Raw genomic sequence first — 17,034 nt, forward strand, 5'->3', positions numbered from 1 at the left:
AACATGACCCGGGTTTCGAGCCGGCGGCGCGCGGAGATCCTGTCTGCCCTCCGCAAGGGGACGGTGCCTCAGGACGGTCTCGACCGCCTCGCCGTGGGCCTGGATCGGTTCTCGGCCGCGCTGGACGAGGAGATCGACCTCGCCACCGGCGGCGCGGCCGCGTTCAAGGCAGTCCGCGGTGAGTACGGGGCAGGCAAGACGTTTTTCACCCGCCACCTGGCCGCCCGTGCTCGCGCTCGTGGCATGGCCACGGCCGAGGTCCAGATCTCCGAGAAGGAGACGCCCCTGCACCGGTTGCAGACCGTGTACCGGCGGGTCACCGAGTCCCTGCGCACTGCCAACGTGCCGCCGAGCGCCTTCCGATCCGTCCTGGACTCCTGGCTGTTCACGCTCCAAAGCGAAGCCGCGGCACAGAACCCCAGCGACCTCGAGAGCACAGTCGATCGGCTCCTCGAACAGCGGCTGCGTACCGTGAGCGAGCGCAATCCCACCTTCGCCGTCGCATTACGGGCGTACCACCGGGCGACCGTGGCGGAGGACCACGAACTGGCCGATGGCCTGGCCGCCTGGCTCGGTGGCCAGCCCCACGTGGCGGCCTCCGTCAAGCGCACCGCCGGCGTGCGCGGAGACCTCGACCACGACGGTGCGCTGAGCTTTCTTCAGGGTCTGCTCGTGGTGCTCCGCGACGCCGGCCACCCCGGGCTGCTCCTCGTGCTGGATGAGGTGGAGACCCTCCAGCGCATGAGACGGGACACCCAGGAGAAGTCCCTCAACGGCCTACGGCAGCTCATCGACGAGATCGACGCCGGCCGTCTACCCGGCTTGTACGTGGTCATCACCGGCACACCAGCGTTCTTCACCGGCCGGTCCGGCGTGAACCTGCTGCCACCGCTCGCGCAACGCCTCGAGGTCGATTTCACCACCGACTCCCGGTTCGACAACCCCCGCGCCGTACAGATCCGGCTCCCCGGCTTCACGCACGACTCCCTCGCCGAGGTCGGTGCGCGCGTCCGAGACCTATTCGCCGACGGCTCCCCGCAAGGGGATCGGGTGCGTGCCATCGTCGACGACGCCTACCTGGGAGACTTGGCCGCCGCCGTCGCCGGAAAGCTTGGGGGGCAGACCGGGGTGTCCCCCCGCCTGTACCTCAAGAAGCTCGTGCAGGACGTGCTCGACCGTGTGGAGCTGCATCCTGCCTTCGATCCGCGGCGTGACTACGCGCTCACCGTGTCCGCGGCGGACCTCACCGAGCAGGAGCGTGCAGCCGCAGGGCGGCGTCAAATAATGGCGGGGCAGGACGATCCCGACGCCGTGGACCTGGACCTGTCGTGACGACCTCGGTCGAGGGATTCAGCGCGCTGGACCCCGTGATCCAGCACCACATCGTCAACACCCTGCGCTGGCCCGATCTCCGCCCCCTGCAGAAGGCGTCCGTCGCTTCGCTGCTGGCAGGTCACGACGCCCTGCTGCTGGCGCCCACGGCCGGCGGCAAGACCGAAGCCGCGTTCTTCCCCGTCCTGACCCGGGCCGAGCGGGAGCAATGGACGGGGACATCCGTGCTGTACGTGGCCCCGCTCAAGGCGCTGCTGAACAACGTGGAGTCCCGCGCCATGGAGTACACCTCCTGGTTGGGGCGGTCCGCTTCCGTCCGGCATGGGGACACCACCCAGGCGGAGCGGCGCCGGCAGGGGACAGAACGTCCAGACGTGCTGATGACCACGCCCGAGTCCCTCGAGTCCATGCTCATCTCCCCCACGGTGAACGTCACGGACTTCTTCTCCGAGCTGCGCACGATCATCGTGGACGAGGTGCATGCCTTCGCCGGGGACGACCGCGGCTGGCACCTGCTCTCCGTGCTGGAACGACTCTCGGCTGTGGTGCGCCGCCCGATCCAACGCATCGGGCTGTCCGCCACCGTGGGCAACCCGGAGGAGCTGCTCACCTGGCTGCAGGGCGGCAACGCTGCCGCCGGACTCCCCGCGAGCGTGATCGCGCCCCCGGTGGACAGGACCGGTGCTGCAGCCCCGGAGCTGCGCCTGGACTTCGTGGGATCGGAGGACAATGCCGCCACAGTGATCTCCCGCCTGCACGGCGGTGAGAAGCGCCTGGTCTTCGCCGAGTCGCGTCGCACGGTAGAGCTGCTGGGTAACGCCCTGCACGAGCGGGACGTCACCACGTTCCTGTCTCACTCCTCCCTGTCCCTGTCCGAACGCCGTCGGTCCGAGCAGGCATTCGCCGAGGCGCAGGACTGCGTGATCATCTCCACGTCCACGCTCGAGCTCGGGATCGATGTGGGAGACCTGGACCGTGTCCTGCAGCTGGGCGCCCCCTCCACCGTGGCCTCATTCCTCCAGCGGTTGGGACGCACCGGGCGCCGGCCCGGCGCGCAGCGGAACATGCTCTTCCTGGAGCTCAAGCCCGCTGACCTGCTGCGGGCGGCCGGTCTGCTACTTCTTCATGGCGAAGGCTATGTGGAGCCGATCCAGCCGCCTCCGGCTCCCCATCACATCGTGGCCCAGCAGATCCTCGCCCTGACTCTGCAGAAGGGGCAGCTGCAGCGCGGGGCGGCGCTGGCGGGGCTTCAGGCGCTGGGCATGTCCGATTCCACCACGTACCGGACGATCGAGGACGGCCTTCTGGAGCACGGTCATCTGGACAGCGACGGCGGGCTGCTGTTCGTGGGTCCGGAGACGCAGCGCCGCTACGGCGGCCTGTACTTCCGCGACCTCATGGCCGTGTTCACAGTGGAAGCTGAGTTCCCGGTGTTCCACGGACGGACGGAGATCGGTTCCGTGGCCCCGAACTGGATCGCCACCGATCCGGATGACCAGCCCCTGCTGATCCTCGCGGGCCGGTCCTGGAAGGTGTCCTTCATCGACTGGAAGCGTCACCTGGTGCATGTGGAGCGGTCGGACCGCGGCCTCGCGCCGCGGTGGGCGAGCCCCCCGCGCGCCCTCTCCTGGGCGCTGTCCGACGCCATGCGGCGCGTCCTCCTGGGGGCGGACCCGGCCGGCGTCGTCCTCACCGGTCGCGCGCAGGACGCGCTGGCCGACCACCGCGAAGCCGAGGGGTATACGGCGGCCGCAGATCACACGGTCCTCGCATCGACCGCCGACGACCTCCGCTGGTGGACGTGGGGAGGCGCGGGGGCCAACGCGCTCCTGGTCGCCGCGCTCGAGCAGGTTGCACCGGAGCTGCTGGGCGAAAAGCTCCGATTCGACAACTTCTCCCTCAGGTTGCGCGGCGACGTCGATGCGGCATCGCTCGGAAGAGCCCTGCGCCAGGCGACGTCGAATTTCGGAGGTGACCTGGCCGGCGTCGACCCGCTAGTCGATGACGCCGCGGTACGGGGTCTGAAGTTCCACGAGATGCTGCCCTTGGACCTCGCCCGCGCGACACTGGCGGCGCGGCTGGCCGACCATACTGGCGTCGCTCGGGTGCTGGAACGCCCCGTCCAGATGTTGCGCACCGCAGAGGACGGAAGGATGTGGGGATGAGATGAACAAACACGACGAGACCCTGGCCCAGCTGCGCGAGTTCGTCGCCGAACGTGACTGGGCCCGGTTCCACACCCCGGCCAGCCTCGCCAAGTCCATCAGCATCGAGGCCGCAGAGCTGCTCGAGCACTTCCAGTGGACGGAGGACGGCGCGGACATGGCCGAGGTACAGGACGAGCTGGCGGACGTGCTGACCTACGCGTTCATGTTCGCGGACCATATGGGCTGGGACGTGGATGAGATCATCCAGGCCAAGCTGGTGAAGACGCGGGTCAAGCACCCGGTGCCGACAGGCGGGGACGAGGAGGCGACGTCGTCATGACCGACCACAACCCCGGGTACACGTTGGAGCGCCTGCCGTTCAGGGGCGCCCTTCCCCCCGAGCAGGAGAAGAACGCGCGCATGCGGGACTGGCCCGCTGTGTACGTGATCGACAATGAGAAGCAGGTCTACGTCGGCGAGACGACGAATGTCGTCGCCCGACGAGGACAGCACCACATGGACCCGCGCAAGGCCCGCCTGACGACGATGCGCGTGGTGCTCCATGACGAGTTCAACAAGTCCGCCGCCCTGGACCTGGAGCGCTACCTCATCCAGATGCTCAGCGGCGACGGCGCCCGCGAGGTCCTGAACCGTAACGCCGGCTTGACGGAGTCGGACTACTACGACCGCACGCGCTACCAGGAGATGTTCGCGGACATCTTCGAGCGGCTGCGGGCGGAGAAGGTGTTCAGCCGCTCCCGCGAGCAGATCCTCAACAGCACCCTGTTCAAGCTCTCGCCCTTCAAGGTGCTCACGCCGGAGCAGGAGGCATCGCTGCGGCACATCGTCCAGCTGCTCGTCGCCGATGACGACGTCGATCGCGGCCCGCTCGTCATTGAGGGCGGCCCCGGCACCGGCAAGACGGTGGTGGGCGTGTTCCTGGCGAAACTGCTCGTGGACCTCGCCAACCTCACGGAGGAGGACGTCGAGGTGGATCTCAGCTCCGACCACGACTTCTTCGACCTGTTCACCCACGCCAACCGGAACGCCCTGCTGCGCGGCACCAAAGGCCGTGGTCTGCGCATCGGGATCGTCGTGCCGCAGCAGTCCCTCCGCCAGTCCCTCAAGCGTGTCTTCCGCCGGACGCCGGGGCTGCACCCGTCCATGGTGCTGTCCGTGTGGAACGTCGGAGACGCCGAGGAGCGCTACGACATCCTGATCGTTGACGAGGCCCACCGCCTCGGTCTGCGCTCGGCGCAGTCCAACGGCGCCCTCAACACCAAGTACACGGCCATCAACCAGCGCCTCTTCGGCGACGACGACGTCTCCCACACCCAGCTCGACTGGATCACCCAGCAGGCCAGGGACGTCGTCCTGCTCGTGGACCCGCGCCAGACGGTGCGTCCGGCCGACCTCGACGCCGCGACGATGGACGCCCTCCTCGCGCGGGCGCACGCCGAGCACCGGCATCACGCGCTGGTGTCACAGCTCCGAGTCAAGGCATCCGATTCATACGTCGACTTCTTCGGCAAACTCCTCCGAGGCGAGCACCCTCCGGCCCCGGATCTGGGCGAGTACGACCTGCGCATGTTCACGGACTTCGGCGCGATGCGCGAGGCGATCCGTGCGCGCGACACCGAGTTCACCCTCGCCCGTCTTGCCGCCGGGTTTGCTTGGAAGTGGCAGAGCAAGGGCTTCCGCAAGGATCCGTCGAAGCCGGACTGGGACATCGAGCTCGACGGGGTACGGATGCCGTGGAACGTCGCCGACACCGACTGGGTCGACTCCCCCGGTTCACTGGACGAGATCGGCTCCATCCACACCCTTCAGGGGTACGACCTCAACTACGCCGGGGTCGTCATCGGCCGCGACCTGCAGTGGGATGACACGGCCCAGCGGGTGGTCTTCTCCCGTGCCGACTATGCGGACACCGGGGGCAAGAAGAACAACGGCTACCTCAGCCGCACCTACTCGGACGAGGACCTGCGCGAGTACGTCATCAACATCTACAACGTGCTCCTGACGCGCGGCATCCGCGGGACCTACCTGTACGTCGTGGACGCGGGTCTCCGGGAGCAGTTCGCCCGCTGGTTCCCCGGCATCAGCGGGCCCGACGTGACGTCGGCGCCCTTCGGCGTCCCTCCGGGTGGCCGTCCGGGCGAGGTCCTGCGCACCGTCGATGTCGGCCACACGGCGGAAGCCGAGTTCATCCTCTCAACGGACGACCTCGAGCAGGCCCGTCGTCGTGCTGAGGAGCTCCGCCGTTCCCGGAAGCGCACTCGGGAATGACAGCCCCTACCCTCGGGAATCTTCTGCACACCTGACCCTTCTGACCCGGCCACGGCCGCCGAGAAGGGTCAGATCCGCAGACGATCCCTGACACACGCCCCCACCGCCCCGCGTACGATAAATACACAACACTCGCCTTGCGTATCTCACTGAGGTGTGCCTTACTGGTTCTCGGACCCCGCCGGAAGGACCCCCATGGCCCACGCCTCCACGCACCCCGCCCATCCGCTGCCGCCCGTGGCGCCCCGTCGTCTGCTGCTGGCCCAGCGGCTGCTCCGCGGCGAGGGCTCCGTCGAGGTCACGGCCTTCCGCGCCGGCGAGACGCTCACGACGGCCGTCCACGGCGTGAGCGCGGACGGCCGCCTCGTGGTCGCCCACGTCCCCAACCTCCTCGGTTCGCTCGGCGCGTTTCACACGCCCGCGCCGCTGGACGTGCGCGTGGACGTCCTGCGCGACGCCCTGGACCTCACGCTCCCCACCCGACTGGCGTCCGCGCATCTGCTCGGCACCCTGCGCTGGTGCCGGGACTCGGCCGAGGTCGCGGCGCTGAAGCTGCGCGGTCGCGTCGCGGACCTCGTGGCCGACGTCGGCCCGCGGGTGCGCGTGGGCGTCGTCGAGACCCAGCGGATCCTGCTGCACGACGTCGACGGCGTCGCCGTGTTCTGCCGCCACACCCTGCCGCTCACGTCGCGGGGGCTCGTCGACCAGGCCGAGCTCGCAGACCTGGCGGACGACGTGCTGGGCACCGCCCCCGAGGTGCTCGCGGACCTGGCCGACGCCGTCGCCCTGGGCCTGCTGCCGGGCGAGAGCACCCCGTTGCAGGTCGACGCCGAGCCCCTGCCCGAGCCCCCCGCCCACGCCCTCGACGCGGACGAAGCCGGGGTGACCCTGCTGCGCGTCCGCGACGGCGAGACCACCGCGGTGCACGTGGCCCTGCCCGGTGCGGGCCGGCTCGACCACAGCCCCCGGCACGCCTGGCGGCGGCTGCTGGACGCGATCCCGGCGCGGGTCGCCCACCCCTGAGGGGCGGCGTCAGTCGATCGTGTAGGTGGCGCAGGTGGCCACGTCCGTGACCTCGATGCCCTCGGCGGTGCAGGCGAGGTCGGCGTTGTAGGTGCACTCGAGGCGGTGGCACGCACCGACGGTCGAGGCGCCCTCGGTCACCGGGCGGCGGACGTCCAGCTGGACGAAGGTGCCGCAGCCGGGCGTACGGTCGGAGCCGGCGACGGTGATGGCCAGGGCGCTGCAGGACGTCTCGGCATTGAAGGCGCAGGCACTGGCGGCGCAGGTGCGGACGGCGGTGGTCATGGCGTGATCCTCCCGGTTCGGGCCCGCCCCGGGCCGGGGCGGTGCTGATGGAATCGAGATTACTCCGGTCCACGAATGGCACAAGAGGGGTAAGCCTTAGTCGATAGACGATTAGCGCAAATTCATTTTGCGCATTGTCGTGTGTCGTATGGACCGACGTCGCGCCCACCGGCCGCCCCACCCCGCCGTCACCGCCCGGTCACGTCCGCGTCACCCGCCCCTGCCACCCTGCACGGGTGACCTCGCACACTGACCCCTCGCACCCGGCCGCCCACCCCGTCTCCCGCCGCACCCTCCTCGGCGGGGCGGGCCTCGTCGTCGCCTCCGCGGCACTGCTGTCCACGCCGGCCGGCACCGCCCACGCAGCCACCGGCCCCACGCCGTTCACGCTCGGCGTCGCCTCAGGCGACCCGTGGCCCGACGGCGTGGTCCTGTGGACCCGCCTGGCCGTGGACCCCCTCGCGCTCGACGGCCTCGGCGGCATGCCGGACCAGTCGTTCCGGGTGGAGTACCAGGTGGCCACGGACGAGGGCTTCCGCAAGGTCGTCCGGTCGGGCGCCGTCACCACGGACCGCGCGCAGGGCTACGCGGTGCACGTGACGCTCACCGGTCTGCGCCCCGGCACCGAGTACTTCTACCGGTTCCGCGCCCTGGGCCACCTCTCGCGCGTCGGCCGCACGGTCACCGCGCCCGCCCGCGGCTCGAACCCGAGCCGCCTCACCATGACGGTCGCCTCGTGCGCCAACTGGGAGCACGGCTACTTCACCGCCTACGGCCACATGGCCGCCGAGCGTCCCGACCTCATGGTCCACCTGGGGGACTACTACTACGAGATCATGCCGTACGGGTACCCGGTCTCCTCGGGGGTCCCGCGCGCCCACAGGAACGGGGAGTCCCGCACCCTCGCCCAGTACCGGGCCCGCATGGCGCAGTACAAGACGGACCCGCACCTGCAGGACGCGCACGCCGCCGCCCCGTGGCTCGTGATCTTCGACGACCACGAGCTCGAGAACAACTGGGCGGACGAGACCCCGGAGATCTGGGACCCGAGCTTCCTCGCGCGCCGCGCCGCCGCGTTCCAGGCGTACTACGAGAACATGCCGCTCCGCGCGTCGTCCGTGCCCCGCGGCATCGACATGCAGCTCTACCGCCGCATCCACTGGGGCGACCTCGCCACGTTCCACCTCCTGGACACGCGCCAGTACCGCTCGGACCAGGCCAACCTGGACCTGGTGAAGGTCGTCGACGCCGACGCACGGGACTCGCGGCGCACCATCACGGGCGCGGCCCAGGAGGCGTGGCTGCGCGAGGGCTTCGAGACCTCGGTCGCCCGCTGGGACCTCATCACGCAGCAGGTGCCGTTCGTGCAGTACGACCGCACCTCCGGCCCGCTGCTGTGGGGCGACATGGACACGTGGGACGGCTACGTCGCCTCGCGCGACCGCGTGGTCAGCGCGTGGACCGCGGCGGGCGTCCGCAACCCCGTGGTGCTCACCGGCGACATCCACGAGGCCTTCGCCTCGGACATCAAGCAGGACTTCAACGACCTCTCCTCGGAATCCGTGGGCGTCGAGCTCATCACCACGTCGATCACCTCGGGCGGCGACGGCTCGGACGCCGCCGCGGAGGCGCTCGCGTGGAACCCGCACATCAAGTTCAACAACGACCTGCGCGGCTACCTCCGCGTGGACCTCTCCGCCCAGCTGCTCGAGGCCCGCTTCCGCGTGGTCGACTACGTGAGCGAACTGGGCTCGTCGGTGCGCACGCGCGCGGTCTTCGGCGTCGGCGACGGCGAGCATCGGCTCCACCGGATCGCCTGAGGCGAGGGGCCGTCGTCGGGCCCGCCTCCTGAGCAGACCCGGCAGCCCCACCACCCTGGCCGAGTCCGCCCCGCACTCCTAGCGTGGGGCCATGAGCACCCATCGCCTGTCCTCCACCGCCCTCGGGTTCGCCGCCGGACTGGGCACCGCGGCCGCTGTCACCGCAGCCCGCAAGATCGCCCTCATGGCCGCCGTCGGGAAGGGCCACCCGCTCAAGCACCGACTCCTGGACGCGGCATCCGGCCTGGTCCAGCCGAAGTACCCCATGGGCGCGATGAGCACCTATCTCAACGGACTGCACTTCTACGCCGACGACCTCGGCCGGCAGGTCGAAGCCAGCCACTTCTGCATCCACCTGCGCCACGACCTGCACCAGTGCGTGATCTTCGACCGCAACGCACCGGACGCGCGGCTGATCGGCATCGAGTACATCATCAGCGAGGAGCGGTTCCGCAGCCTCCCCGAGGAGGAGCGGCGCCTGTGGCACAGCCACCACTACGAGGTGAGCTCCGGCGCCCTCACCGCCCCCGGGGTGCCCGAGCTGGCCGAGCACAGTTACTTCGAAGACCTCATCCACACCTACGGGAAGACGTTCCACACCTGGCAGTACGACCGGGACGACTTCCCGTACGGCATCCCCCAGCTGATGATGGGCCTCACCGGCGACGGCCAGGTGGACGAGGCCCTCCTGCGCGCCCGGGACGAGCGCGTGGGCGTGGACACCGCGGCCAAGCGGCGCCACCGCGCGGACATCCCGGTCCCGGACGTGGTGCCGGGCGCGAACAGCTGGGAGCGCGGGCGGGTCGTGCAGACCACGCTCGAGGAGCGCCCGGTGCGGGGCCGCGACGACTGAGGCCGGCGTCGTCGGCAGGGCGCCGTTTCCCGAACGAAAGCGGTGCGACACGCCGCCGTTTCCCGAACGAAAACGCTCGGCGGGCCGGGGCCGTCATCCGGATCGGGTGGGGGCGCCCCGCGTGGGACAGCACGTCCGCCGCACGGGTCGCGGCAGCGAGAACGCTGGGCTCAGACCTTGCCCTTGAGCAGTCGGTGCCAGTAGATCCGGGGCTGGCCGAGGCGGTCGAAGGCCGCCGTGCTCTTCCGCGGCTTCGTCAGGTCCACGCCGGGGATCGACCGGTCCTCGGAGCCGTCGCGGACGTGCTCGTCCAGGACCAGCTCGTCCCGGCTGACCATCACGGGGATCACGGTGTAGCCGTCGTACTTCTGGAGCGGCTTCCCCGCGTCCGCGGCCTGGATGTTCTGGGTCAGGATCTTGACCTGCCGGCGCAGGGCTCCGCCGGAGGGCCGTGTGCCCAGGGCGGCGGCGTCGCCCAGCGCCCACACGTGCGGGTGCACGGGATGCCGCAGGGTCGCGGGATCCACGGCCGCCAGGCCGGCCTCGCCGTCGTCCGCCAGGCCTGCCTCGGCGATGAACTCCGGGGCCCGCACCACGGGCGTGATGTACGCGGCCGCGACGTCGGTGATCCGCTCACCGGTGTTGAGCACCACCTCGCGGGCCTCGTGGTCCACGGCGTTCACCTCTGCGCCGGCGTGCACATGGATGCCGTACCTCGCCACGGCCTCGGCCAGAGCGGGGTCGATGGTCTGCCGGTCCAGGATCCGGCCGTACGGGGTCACCAGGTGGACGTCCACGTCCGGCAGGATCCCCGTGCGCTCCCATGCCGCGCAGGCCAGGAACAGCGCCTTGAGCACGGTGCCGCCGCACGAGGAGGGCTCAGCCGGCACATTCGCCACCACACGGTCCCCCGCGGCCACACGCGACAGCAGCGCCCGGGCGGCGTCCACGTGCTCGGGCACGTGCGCACTCGCCGCCCATCCGGCGGCATAGGCCTCACGCAGCCCGTCGATCGCACCCCACCACGGGGTCAGCCCCGGGCAGAGCACGAGGTGGCGGAAGCCCACGGTCAGCCCGGTGCTCGTCACCGCGGTCCGTTCCTCGGCGTCCACGGCCACGACGTGGTCCGGGATCCATTCGACCCCGTCCGGGATGACGGCCCGCATCGGCCGTTCGAACCGGGCCATGTCCGCCTGCCCGCCCGCCGCGTAGTTCAGCATCGGCCGGTAGCGGTGCAGCTGTTGGCCGTCGGCGATGGCGACCCGACCCTGCCGCTTCCGCCGCAGTGCGGCGGCCAAGGACACGCCGGCGTTGCCGCCGCCGACGATCAGGATGTCGTACTGCTCGGTCACGTGGTCCTCCGTGGGGTGACGGGGTCAAGGAAACGGTACGACCGCCCCCGCAGACGTGCTCCGCGGCAGACGGGACGTGCCGCCCATCCTCCCCTGGTGGCCGGGGCCGGCGCTAGCCCGTAAGGCCCAGCAGCCGCAGCTGGTCGGCGTACTTGCGCATCCCGACCTCCACGGCCTGCGGGTTCTGCGCGTACCAGTCCAGGTGGGTCTGTCGCAGCTGCTCGGCCGGGACGGTCTGACCGGCCACGGTCCAGTCCTCGGTCGGCGCGGCGTCGAGGTCGAGGGCCTCCACCACGGGCGCCTCGAGGGGCGCGCGCACCCCGCCGAGGAGCACGCGGGAGGCGGGCACGGGCTGGACGGCGACGTCGCCCGGCAGGCGCTCGGCCACGCGCTCGGCCACGCGGGTCAGCAGTGTGTTGGTCGGGTGGTTCACGGTGTAGAAGCCGACGCCCCGCTCCGCCGCCACCAGATCCGCCATGGACAGCGTCCCCTTCGCCTCCTCCCGCGCCCGCAGCGCCTGCACGGACGCGGCGGCGGCCTCACGGATCGCCGCCGGCGCCACCTCCCGACGACGGCCCGTCGCCGCCTCGGCCAGCACGCGCAGGTCGTGGTACGGCACGACGGGCGGGTCCTCCCCCGGCCGCTCGGCCGCCCCGGGCGCGAACTTCCAGTTGCGGAGGGTGACCTGCCAGGGGAAGCGCGAGACGTCGTACACCACGGGGATCCGCACCACGGCGGCGTCCTCGGGCAGCCGGGCCACGAGCTGGTCCGTGCCGATGGGCATGCCCCGGTAGTCGTGCGGGATCGGCTGGGTGACGAGCGCCTTCACGCGCGGCAGCAGCCGCTCCAGGTGCGCGACCTCGTCCGGCTGGGCCTCGAAGGCGGGCGGCACGCGCACGCTCACCAGGTCCGCCCCGTGCAGCGGTGTGCCGGGCTCCCCGCCGAGCAGCCGCCGATACGACTCGCCCTGGCAGTTGCCCCACACCAGCAGCAGGTCGTCCTCGGGCAGGTCCTCGAGCCCGTAGAAGTGCCCGTAGTGCCGGCGTCGTCCCTCGTCCTCGTGCACGCCTGCGTCCTCTCTCCTCAGCCGTCCTCGCGCCGGATCCAGTCGACGCCCGTCTTCCCGAACCACCAGGCCAGGAACGCGGAGAGCGCCGCGAAGTCCAGTTCGTCCAGCTCGCTCATCGGTCCTCCCGTGTTCCGTCCTGTCCGCGATTGTGCCAGCCCCGCGGACACCGGCCCGCTCAGCCCCAGCCGCCCCACCACGCCTCGAGGTCCGGCACGGCGGCCACGGGCGCCCAGCCCAGCCGGGAGGCGGGCACCCGCCACACCCGCGCCGTCCCGCCCCGCCGAGGCCGCCACCGCGCCCGTGCGCACGTCAGCACGGCGAGCACGTCGCGCTCGGCCCGCTCGCCCGGCTCGCCCAGCACCTCCACGCGCTCGACGCCGGCCCGTTCCAGGCGCAGCAGCCATGCGGCGACGGCGTCCGTGTCAGGCCGGGCTCCGGCCGCGGCGGGCCGCAGCGGCACTTGCACGTCCACGGACCAGTCGGGCACCGACCGGACGGCGTCGAGGTCGCCGCGCGCCGGCGTCGGCGGCAGGTCCTCGGGCGCCGCCGCGCCGCCGTCGGGCTCGCCCAGCAGCCGCACGCGGGGGTCGCCGAGCGCGCGCGCCGCCGCCTCGTCGAGGCCGCCCACGACGCCGACCCGCGCCCCCGGTGCCGCGCGCAGCACGGCGTCCACCGCCACCACGGCCGCCGCCGCGCCGTCCGCGCCCTCCGGCACCCGCACGCGCGCCTCGGCCCGCAGCGGGCCGGCCAGGGACAGGCCGTGGCCGCGGGACGTCGTCGCGGGGATCCGGGAGACCAGGACGAGCGCCTCGCGGGCCTTCACCCGGGCGGCCTCGGCGGCGTCGCCGCGTCCGCCGAAGTCGGCGCCGGCCTGCCACGCCACCGCGTCCGGCGCGTGGCGCAGGGCCGCCCCCACGCGCCACAGCCGGTGCGCCAGCTCCCAGTCCTCCCCGCCGTAGCCCACGAAGGCGGGGTCGAAGCCGCCGGCGTCCTCGTAGACCTCGCGCGCCACCGTGAGCACGGCCGAGATGACGTACCGGTAGCCGGTGGAGTCGGCGCGGCGCAGGTCGTCCGTGGCCCGGTACCCGTCGCGCAGCCAGGCCGGTTCGGCCAGGAGGGCGTCCGCGGGCACCTCGTGCCCGGGCCGCCAGCCGTCCGCCCAGGCCCGCTCCAGCCAGGCCTCGGCCAGGTGCCGCCGTCGGCCCACCACCGCGGCGTCCCGGGGCGCCTCGGCCACCGCCGCCAGCGCCGCGGCGAGGTACCCGGGCTCGGGGAGCATGTCCCCGTCGAGGAAGGCGAGCACGTCGCCGTCGGCCGCCTCCGCCCCGAGCGCCCGGGCCGCCGAGGCGCGGAACCCGCGGTCCTGCTGGCGCACGGTCACCACGTCGAACGGCAGGCCCGGGTCCACCCGGGGCGGGACGGGCGAGCCGTCGTCGGCCACCACGAGCTGCAGCCCGCCGGTCACACCGCGCTGGGCCGCGAGCGCGGCCGTGAGCCGGTCGAGGTCCGCCTGGGCCCGGTAGTAGGGCACCACCACGGAGACGGCGGCGCTCACGTCCACCTGTGCACGCGGCGGAGCACGTCGAAGAGCATCCGCGCGCAGCCCTCGGCCCCGGGCGAGAGGTCCACGGCGGGGTCGAGCCACGTGCGCTCGGGGTCCTCGACCGCCTCGGCGATCGCCTCGGCCATCGCGAAGGCCGGCGACCCGTTCGGGTGCACGAGCCGCAGGGTGCCCGGGCGCAGGCGCTCCATCTCCTCCGTGTAGCGGCCGGCGGAGGCGATGGCCCGCCGCCCCACCGAGGTCCACGCCGCCAGGGACCCGGACGCGGACACGTTGCGGTGCGCCGCGAACGGGATGCCCGCCGAGAGCAGGGCCGCGTCCGCGAACTCGTCCGGCACGAACCCGGTGACGCGGAACTCCAGGCCGCGCGCCTCGGCGTCGCGGGTCAGCTCCGCCACGAGGTCGTCGTGCCCGGCGCTGACGGGTCCGAGCGCCGTCAGCCGGCGCGGCGCCCCGGAGTCCGGGCCCCACTGGCGGTGCAGCTCGGTGAGGGCCTCCAGGGCGAGGGCGTGCCCCTTGCCCGGGTAGACGAAGCCGAAGAGCACGAGGTCCTGGTCGAGGCCGGCCATGCTCTCCGGCACCACCGGTTCGGCGCGGGCGGCCGCGGCCCGGCGGTCCTGAACGGGCAGCGGGACCACGTCCGCGGCCACGTCCACCAGGTCCGCCAGCAGCGCCCGCTCGTGCTGCGAGGAGACCACGACGCCGGCCACCGCCTGGGCGAGCCGCGCGTACGCCTCGCCGCGGCGGCGGTAGCGGCCGTCGCCCTCGGCGGGCTGCGGGATGTCGTGCAGGGTGAGCGTGGTGCCCGCGGGCAGGACGTCGACGAGCAGGTCCGCGGCGGCGGTCGCGGTGGGGCCGAACAGCGCGTCCGTGACGTCCAGGTGCACGGCGGCGCCCAGCGCCCGCGCCTCCTCCAGCAGGGGCACGAGGCCCCGGAACGCCGCGACGTCCTCCGCCGTGAGCAGCTCCACCTCGGCGCCCACCCGTTGGAGGGCGGCGGCCGTCTGCCGGCCGTGGCGCACCACGCCGTGCTCCGGCGCGCCCACGGTCACGTACAGCACACGTCCCTGCGGCTGCGAGTCCACGTCCACGATCCCCTTCACCTGCGGCGGCGCTCCTCTGACGCGGCGGCGCGCCGGAACGGACAGGATGCCGCTGCTCCGATTCTCCGATCCTGCCCTGACAGACTAGATTTCGCGACCCCCGACCCGGGACGGGGACACGCCGCCCGCGCGGCATCGCATCCCCCAGGTCAGGAGGCCCTCCCCCGTGAGCATCACCGTCCAGCACGTGCCCGCGCAACACCCGTACACCCGCGCGATCCGCCCCCTCGACCCGGGCGCCGCGCCGGACGTGGAGTTCCTGCCGGACCCGCCGGTGCCGGGCGCGCCCGCACACCAGTGGTGGCCGCCCCGGGCCCTGCACGCGGAGTGGCTGGCCGAGCACCGCCCGGACGTGCTGCACGTGCACTTCGGCTTCGAGCACTTCAGCCCCGCCCAGCTGGCCGCCGCCCTGGACGCGCAGCACGCGCACGGGGGCGCCGTCGTCGTGACCGTGCACGACCTCGAGAACCCGCACCTGACGGACCAGGGCCCCCACCGGGACCGCCTGGCCGTGCTGCTGGGCCGCGCGGACGCCGTGCTCACGCTCACCCCCGGCGCCGCGGCGACCCTCGCCCGCGACTACGGCGTGCGCGCCCTCGTGGTCCCCCACCCGCACATCGTCCCGCTCGAGGACCTCGTGGCGCAGGGCGACGACGACGCCCCCGGCGCGGAGCCCGGCCTGCTGCCCCCCGACGCGTCCGACGACGGCGACGGCGCGGCCGCCCCCGCCCGCCTGCTGGTGCACGCCAAGGACCTGCGCGCCCAGGTGGCCCCGGTGGCGCTGCTGCCGGTGCTCGCCGCCGCCGTCGGGACGCTGGCCGAGCGCGGTGTCGACGCGCGGGTGACCGTGGAGGTCCAGGACACCGTGCAGGACGAGGACGCCCTGGCCGCGCTGCGCGCGGGCTGTGCCCACCACGGCTTCGAGCTGTGGCAGCACGACCGGCTCGACGACCCCGCCCTGCACGCGCTGCTGCGCGACGTGGACGTGTCCGTGCTGCCGTACCGCATCGGCACCCACTCGGGCTGGGTGGAGATGTGCCGGGACCTGGGGGTGCCGGTGGCCGTCGCGGACATCGGGCACATCGCGGACCAGTCCGGCGCCTGGTTGACCCCCGACTCGCTCGCCGCGTTCGACCCGGAGGATCCCGACTCCCTCGCCGACGCGCTCGAGACGCTGGTGCGCGCCCGCGCGCGCACGGCCCCCGCCGACCCGGCCGCCCGGGCCCGGCAGCGTCGTCGCGTGGCCGCCGCCCACGTGGCCGTCTACCGCGAGGCCCTCGCCCGGGCGCGCGGGGCGTTGCCGGGCGTGTCCGTGCTGGTCATCACGGGGCACCGGGACGAGCACCTGGCCCGCGTGATCGCCGGGCTGGAGCGCTCGCACCGTCGCCCGGACCAGGTGGTCGTGGTGTTCATGGGCCAGCCGGACGGGCGCGTCCCGGCCACGGACCTGCCCGTCACGGTGGGGCACGTGGCCGCCGAGGCCGGGCTGCCCCTGGCGCAGGCCCGCAACCGCGCGGCCGAGCTCGCCACCGGCGAGATCCTCGTCTTCCTCGACGTGGACTGCATCCCGGCCGCCGAGACCGTCGGCGTGCTGGCCACCGAGGTCGCGGCCCACCCCGGGTCCGTGGTGATGGGCCGGCCCCGCTACCTGCGGCCGGGCTGGACCCGCGACGTCGGGGAGGCCGACCTGACCTCGCACCGCGCCGACGCCCTGCTGCGCCGCCTCTCCGTGCCCCACCGGGCACGCGCGCACCTGACCGCCGGCCCCTCGGACGAGTGGCACCTCGTGTGGACGCTGATCCTGGCGCTGCGGCGCGCGGACCTGGCCCGCATCGGCGGTTTCGACGCGGGCTTCACCGGCTACGGCGCCGAGGACACGGACCTGGCCTTCCGCGCCCGCGACGCCGGCCTGACGCTGCGGTTCAGCCCCGCCGAGGCGTTCCACCAGCACCACGGCGTGATGACCCCGCCGCTGCACCACCTCGAGGACATCCTGGTCAATGCCCGCCGCTTCCGGCAGGTGCACGGCCGATGGGCCATGGAGGGGTGGCTGCGCGCGTTCGCGGACGCGGGGCTGATCGCGTGGGACCCCGAGGGCGAGCGGCTCGAGCTGCTGCGTCACCCCACGGAGGCGGAGCTGACGGCCGCCCGCCGCGACGACGCCGCGTACTGAGCGCGGTGACGGCCGGGGGCGGCGGGG

The 17,034-nt window shown here is 72.9% G+C and carries 13 protein-coding genes; 8 read left to right on the plus strand and 5 right to left on the minus strand.

Features of this window, described 5'->3' with window-relative positions:
- Positions 1–3 precede the first annotated feature (3 nt).
- The 5 genes from brxD to B1A86_RS09775 all read left to right on the plus strand — a co-directional run bounded on the left by brxD (position 4) and on the right by B1A86_RS09775 (position 6,791).
- A complete protein-coding gene (brxD, locus tag B1A86_RS09755) occupies positions 4–1,332 on the plus strand; it encodes a BREX system ATP-binding protein BrxD (protein WP_078026242.1) in 1,329 nt (442 codons plus the stop codon).
- Complete coding sequence (locus tag B1A86_RS09760) at positions 1,329–3,497, plus strand: DEAD/DEAH box helicase (protein ID WP_078026241.1); 2,169 nt, start codon at positions 1,329–1,331, stop codon at positions 3,495–3,497. The genes brxD and B1A86_RS09760 overlap by 4 nt, the downstream gene beginning before the upstream one ends.
- 1 nt (position 3,498) lies before the next feature.
- Positions 3,499–3,819 (plus strand): nucleotide pyrophosphohydrolase, encoded by a 321-nt coding sequence (locus tag B1A86_RS09765; RefSeq protein ID WP_078026240.1) that lies wholly within the window; start codon positions 3,499–3,501, stop codon positions 3,817–3,819.
- Positions 3,816–5,768, plus strand: coding sequence for a DUF2075 domain-containing protein (locus B1A86_RS09770; RefSeq protein ID WP_078026239.1), 1,953 nt, complete (start codon positions 3,816–3,818; stop codon positions 5,766–5,768). Before B1A86_RS09765 ends, B1A86_RS09770 begins: the two co-directional genes overlap by 4 nt.
- Positions 5,769–5,963: 195 nt before the next feature.
- Positions 5,964–6,791 (plus strand): hypothetical protein, encoded by an 828-nt coding sequence (locus B1A86_RS09775; protein ID WP_078026238.1) that lies wholly within the window; start codon positions 5,964–5,966, stop codon positions 6,789–6,791.
- A gap of 9 nt (positions 6,792–6,800) precedes the next feature.
- On the opposite strand, the gene B1A86_RS09780 is transcribed toward B1A86_RS09775, so the two are convergent.
- Positions 6,801–7,076 carry a DUF1540 domain-containing protein gene (locus B1A86_RS09780; RefSeq protein WP_078026237.1) on the minus strand — a complete coding sequence of 92 codons (276 nt, stop codon included), beginning with the start codon at positions 7,074–7,076 and terminating at the stop codon, positions 6,801–6,803.
- Between the two features lie 236 nt (positions 7,077–7,312).
- On the opposite strand from B1A86_RS09780, the gene B1A86_RS09785 reads away from it, so the two are divergent.
- Both B1A86_RS09785 and B1A86_RS11870 read left to right on the plus strand, forming a co-directional pair.
- Positions 7,313–8,896 carry an alkaline phosphatase gene (locus B1A86_RS09785; RefSeq protein WP_210411797.1) on the plus strand — a complete coding sequence of 528 codons (1,584 nt, stop codon included), beginning with the start codon at positions 7,313–7,315 and terminating at the stop codon, positions 8,894–8,896.
- A gap of 91 nt (positions 8,897–8,987) precedes the next feature.
- On the plus strand, positions 8,988–9,749 hold the full coding sequence (locus tag B1A86_RS11870) for an OBAP family protein (protein WP_078026235.1): 762 nt from the start codon (positions 8,988–8,990) through the stop codon (positions 9,747–9,749).
- Positions 9,750–9,919: 170 nt separating this feature from the next.
- Here B1A86_RS11870 and B1A86_RS09795 read toward each other — a convergent pair whose 3' ends face one another.
- The 4 genes from B1A86_RS09795 to B1A86_RS09810 form a co-directional block, all read right to left on the minus strand.
- Positions 9,920–11,101: an NAD(P)/FAD-dependent oxidoreductase gene (locus tag B1A86_RS09795; RefSeq protein ID WP_078026234.1), complete on the minus strand. Its 1,182-nt coding sequence runs from the start codon at positions 11,099–11,101 to the stop codon at positions 9,920–9,922.
- Positions 11,102–11,213: 112 nt separating this feature from the next.
- A complete protein-coding gene (locus B1A86_RS09800; RefSeq protein ID WP_078026233.1) occupies positions 11,214–12,167 on the minus strand; it encodes a WcbI family polysaccharide biosynthesis putative acetyltransferase in 954 nt (317 codons plus the stop codon).
- 178 nt (positions 12,168–12,345) lie between these two features.
- Positions 12,346–13,725, minus strand: a complete 1,380-nt coding sequence (locus B1A86_RS09805) for a glycosyltransferase (protein ID WP_246836820.1) — start codon at positions 13,723–13,725, stop codon at positions 12,346–12,348.
- Entirely contained in the window at positions 13,722–14,834 is a 1,113-nt protein-coding gene (locus B1A86_RS09810) for a hypothetical protein (RefSeq protein ID WP_078026231.1), read from the minus strand. Before B1A86_RS09810 ends, B1A86_RS09805 begins: the two co-directional genes overlap by 4 nt.
- Positions 14,835–15,000: 166 nt before the next feature.
- Here B1A86_RS09810 and B1A86_RS09815 point away from each other — a divergent pair, with 166 nt between their 5' ends.
- Positions 15,001–17,007, plus strand: a complete 2,007-nt coding sequence (locus tag B1A86_RS09815; protein ID WP_078026230.1) for a glycosyltransferase — start codon at positions 15,001–15,003, stop codon at positions 17,005–17,007.
- Positions 17,008–17,034: the final 27 nt, after the last annotated feature.

This window comes from Micrococcus sp. KBS0714 (assembly GCF_002008305.4).
Classification (GTDB): domain Bacteria; phylum Actinomycetota; class Actinomycetes; order Actinomycetales; family Micrococcaceae; genus Micrococcus; species Micrococcus luteus.

What these genes read in the sequence shown, in the direction of transcription:
- brxD (WP_078026242.1), top strand. Translation starts at nt 4, where the DNA reads ATGACCCGGGTTTCGAGCCGGCGGCGCGCGGAGATCCTGTCTGCCCTC.
- B1A86_RS09775 (WP_078026238.1), top strand. Translation starts at nt 5,964, where the DNA reads ATGGCCCACGCCTCCACGCACCCCGCCCATCCGCTGCCGCCCGTGGCG.
- B1A86_RS11870 (WP_078026235.1), top strand. Translation starts at nt 8,988, where the DNA reads ATGAGCACCCATCGCCTGTCCTCCACCGCCCTCGGGTTCGCCGCCGGA.
- B1A86_RS09780 (WP_078026237.1), bottom strand. Translation starts at nt 7,076, where the DNA reads ATGACCACCGCCGTCCGCACCTGCGCCGCCAGTGCCTGCGCCTTCAAT.
- B1A86_RS09770 (WP_078026239.1), top strand. Translation starts at nt 3,816, where the DNA reads ATGACCGACCACAACCCCGGGTACACGTTGGAGCGCCTGCCGTTCAGG.
- B1A86_RS09765 (WP_078026240.1), top strand. Translation starts at nt 3,499, where the DNA reads ATGAACAAACACGACGAGACCCTGGCCCAGCTGCGCGAGTTCGTCGCC.